The organism is Aeromonas sp. R3-1 (assembly GCF_040908345.1).
Taxonomy (GTDB): Bacteria; Pseudomonadota; Gammaproteobacteria; order Enterobacterales; family Aeromonadaceae; genus Aeromonas; species Aeromonas veronii.
Map to the genome: position 1 here is coordinate 1 of NZ_JBFODN010000027.1, position 3572 is coordinate 3572.

3 protein-coding genes are annotated in these 3572 nt (G+C 57.7%); 2 read left to right on the forward strand and 1 reads right to left on the reverse strand.

Features of this window, described 5'->3' with window-relative positions:
• Positions 1-200: 200 nt before the first annotated feature.
• Complete coding sequence (locus AB5Y85_RS01695) at positions 201-695, forward strand: hypothetical protein (RefSeq protein WP_064336266.1); 495 nt, start codon at positions 201-203, stop codon at positions 693-695.
• Here the strand turns inward: AB5Y85_RS01695 and AB5Y85_RS01700 are convergent.
• Positions 658-2298, reverse strand: coding sequence for an EAL domain-containing protein (locus AB5Y85_RS01700; RefSeq protein WP_108588336.1), 1641 nt, complete (start codon positions 2296-2298; stop codon positions 658-660). The two genes, AB5Y85_RS01695 and AB5Y85_RS01700, sit on opposite strands and share 38 nt — an antisense overlap.
• 189 nt (positions 2299-2487) lie before the next feature.
• Between AB5Y85_RS01700 and glgC the strand changes: the two genes are divergently transcribed.
• A partial coding sequence (gene glgC / locus AB5Y85_RS01705) for a glucose-1-phosphate adenylyltransferase (protein ID WP_368221081.1) occupies positions 2488-3572 on the forward strand: 1085 nt, incomplete at its 3' end.

Sequence of the window (3572 nt, forward strand, 5' to 3'; positions counted from 1 at the left end):
GCAGGTGTTGAAAGGCTGGGGTATCCATGATGGTAGACCTCAAGGTGATGGCCTACTTCAAGATTAGCCTTTCAACACGTAATTGGGACAGAGCCCTTTTTTATGGTCGAATGGCCCGATTGATGAGTTAAAAGCCGATTTGCCTTTGCACCTGTCAGGGGGATGGTCCATCATCAACCTTTTGCCAAGGGAGGAGCGCCATGTTTGTATTCGACGTAACGGGAGCTGCGGGTGAGAAGGCCAGCATTCGGGTGCAGGCGCTGGATTGGGCGCAAGCCGGACCAGTGACCTTCCAGTGCGATGATGATCAGCTGGCGGTTGTGCTCCTGAGCGGTTGTCGTTGCGATGCGGTGGGCTTTTTCAACCTGTTGGCGGGGTGCAAACCCCTCTATATCGAGCAGTGGCTCAGCTATCTGCAAGAGAGCGGTCGCATTGCTAAGTGGAGCCATCAGACCGAGAGTCCCGCCGATGGGGACTATCTGGCCAGAGCCGGTCTGGAGCACGATGAACTCAATACCTTGCTTGGCCAGGTCTATCAGGTGGCGGGGTTCAATCGCCTGCAAATCAACCGTTACCTCAAGAACCGCCACAACCCCACCACACTGGCGACCCGTTACGATCAGAAAGAGCTGGAGCGCTATCGCCAGCTCAATGACATCATTCTGACCCTTTTGAAGCTGAAGCATCCTCAGTAAAGAGCCCCAGCTGGCTGATATCCGGTCGCAGCGGTTGCGGCCGGGCGATCAGATAGCCCTGCAAGCCATCCACGTACATCCCCTGCAGCAGCTGTTTCTGGCCAAGCTGTTCCACCCCCTCTGCAATCACCTGACACCCCATCCGATGCGATACATCGACGATCATCCGCACGAATTGCTGGTTGGTCTGATCCTGCTCCAGCCCGGTGATCAGGGCAGGGTCCAGCTTGATGTAGTCGGGCTTGAGCTCGCGAAACAGGGTAAAGGAGCCGATCCCTTTGCCAAAATTGGCGATGGCCGAGCGGCTGCCGTTGCGGCGCAGCAGCTCAAACACCCGCTTGGCGCCGGTCAGATTGCGCTCCAGATGCTCTTCATCCAGTTCGAACACCAGATTGGCGCTGGTATTGGGATCCTTGAGCAACTGGCGGTCAAGCCAGATCAGGAAGGCGCTGTTTTGCAGCAGGTTGGGGGAGAGGTTGATCCCCCAGCGACTCTGGTTGGCACCAAAGGCCCGGTACTGACGCATGATGTGGGTAATAACCAGCTGCTCCAGCCGCATCACCATATCCAGCCGCTGGGCCATGGCAAACAGGGTGTCGGTGGGCAGGGCGGTGCCGTCATTGCCGCTGAAGCGGGTGTAGATCTCGTTGTAAGCCAGCATGCTGCGGTGCAGGGGCTGGATCGGCTGGTAGGTAAAGCTGAGTCGCTCCTGTGCCAGCACTTCGGTCAGCACGTCGCGCCAGTGGTGTTGCCCCTGCAGCTCGGAAGCGCTGTCATCCTGCTGGATGGCCCAGCCGTTGATGGTTTCAGTCTGGGCGCGAGCCAGTGCCAGATCCGCTCTGGCCAGCACGGCTTCAATTTTCTGGCCGCTGCTGAGCTTGGTCAGCCCCGAGTAACCGGTGCTCTCCAGCTCGTGCTGATCCTGATAGTGATCGAAGGCCACCTTCAAATCCTGCCCCAGCAGATGGGGGGGAATATTGGCCACCGGTTGCACCAGCACGGCAAAATCGGCCCCCGAGATGCGGTAGACCTGATTGCCCGGGAAGCGGCTTACCACCCGTTTGATGAGGGCGGCCATGTCCTTGATGTAGGCATCGCCAGACTGGAAGCCGCGCTGGGCGTTGATCTTGCCAAGCTCGGTGGCACGGATCAGCACCAGGGTCGCGGTCTGGGTATCCTGATCCCGCTGCAGCAACTCGGTCATGTCGCGGCGAAACGCGTGGCGGTTGAGTAGCTGGGTCAGCTCGTCGGTGGTGGCCAGGTTGCTGAGCTCGGTCAGCTGGCGATGAGCGCTCTGCTCGGCACTTTCGAACTGCTCCAGCAGCTGTTGCAGCACCTCCTGGGAGGCGGGCTCATCGAGTTGTGAGGGATCCCGCCCTCTGATCGCCTTGATCCAGGTGAGCTCCTGATGCTGGAGCATGCCATCCATGGTGCGGATGGCCAGCATCAACAACAGGATCATGCCAAGCAGTGTGGTGGCCAGAATAATGGCCAAAGTGAGCGGTGTGCTTTGAAGGGCCAACCAAACTGCTTGCAGGAGCAGCAGGGGTATGGTCACTATGGTGGCGATCAGAAAGAGGGTACGTCCGAGCTTGTGAACCATCTTGTCATCCTTGAAGTGGCTGCTTTGTGGGGGAATTTTAACCAAGCTGGCGGAGCAAAGCATGCTATTCCTCGCAACTCGGTGAAAAGGGTCAATTGAGATCGGTTAAATGTGAGTGAAACCACTTTCACAGGTGCCGAAACAGGCGAAGATGAGTTGAAAATAGATCAAACAAGGCAGAGGTAAATCATGTTGTTAGAGCCCGAAAATAGTGCCAAAGCACGACAATTATTGAACCAGAGTATGGCACTGGTGCTGGCGGGTGGACGTGGTAGTCGCCTGAAGCAGTTGACTGACAACCGCGCCAAGCCTGCCGTCCATTTCGGTGGCAAATTCCGGATCATTGATTTTGTGCTCTCCAACTGTATCAACTCGGGGATCCGCCGCGTTGGTGTAGTCACCCAATACAAATCTCACAGCCTGCTGCGTCACCTGCAATCGGGCTGGTCCTTCCTGCGTTACCAGATGAACGAATTCATCGACCTGCTCCCTGCCCAGCAACGGGTGGACGAGGTGCACTGGTATCGCGGTACCGCCGATGCCATCTATCAGAACGTCGATATCATCCGTGACTACGGCCCCAAATACCTGGTGGTGCTGGCGGGGGATCACATCTACAAGATGGATTACGCTGCCATGCTGCTCGACCATGTGCGCCTTGGCGCCAAGGTGACTGTGGCTTGTATCGAGGTGCCGCGGGCCGAGGCATCCGCCTTCGGGATCATGGATATCGACGAGCAGCGCAAGATCCGCGCCTTCGTCGAAAAACCGGCCAATCCGCCCGCCATGCCGGGTTGCGAAGATCGCTCGCTGGCCTCCATGGGGATCTATATCTTCGAGGCGGAGTACCTCTACCAACTGCTGGAGGAGGATATTCACAATCAGGACTCCAAACACGACTTCGGGATGGATGTGATCCCCCGCATCGTGGAGGAGGGGATGGCATTTGCTCACCCCTTCAACATGTCCTGTGTCGGGGCGCGCGAGGGGCAAAAGCCCTACTGGCGTGATGTAGGTACGCTGGACTCCTTCTGGGAAGCGAACATGGATCTTGCCTCCGTGCTGCCTGAGCTCGATATCTACGATCAGAACTGGCCCATCTGGACCAGCCAGACCCTGACGCCACCGGCCAAGTTCGTGCAGGATCGCAATGGTCAGCATGGCATGACCATCAACTCCATGTTCTCGGGCGGGACCATCGTCAGCGGGTCGTTTGTGCTCAACTCGGTGCTCTTTACCAATGTGCGGGTGCACTCCTTCTGCACCCTGGACCA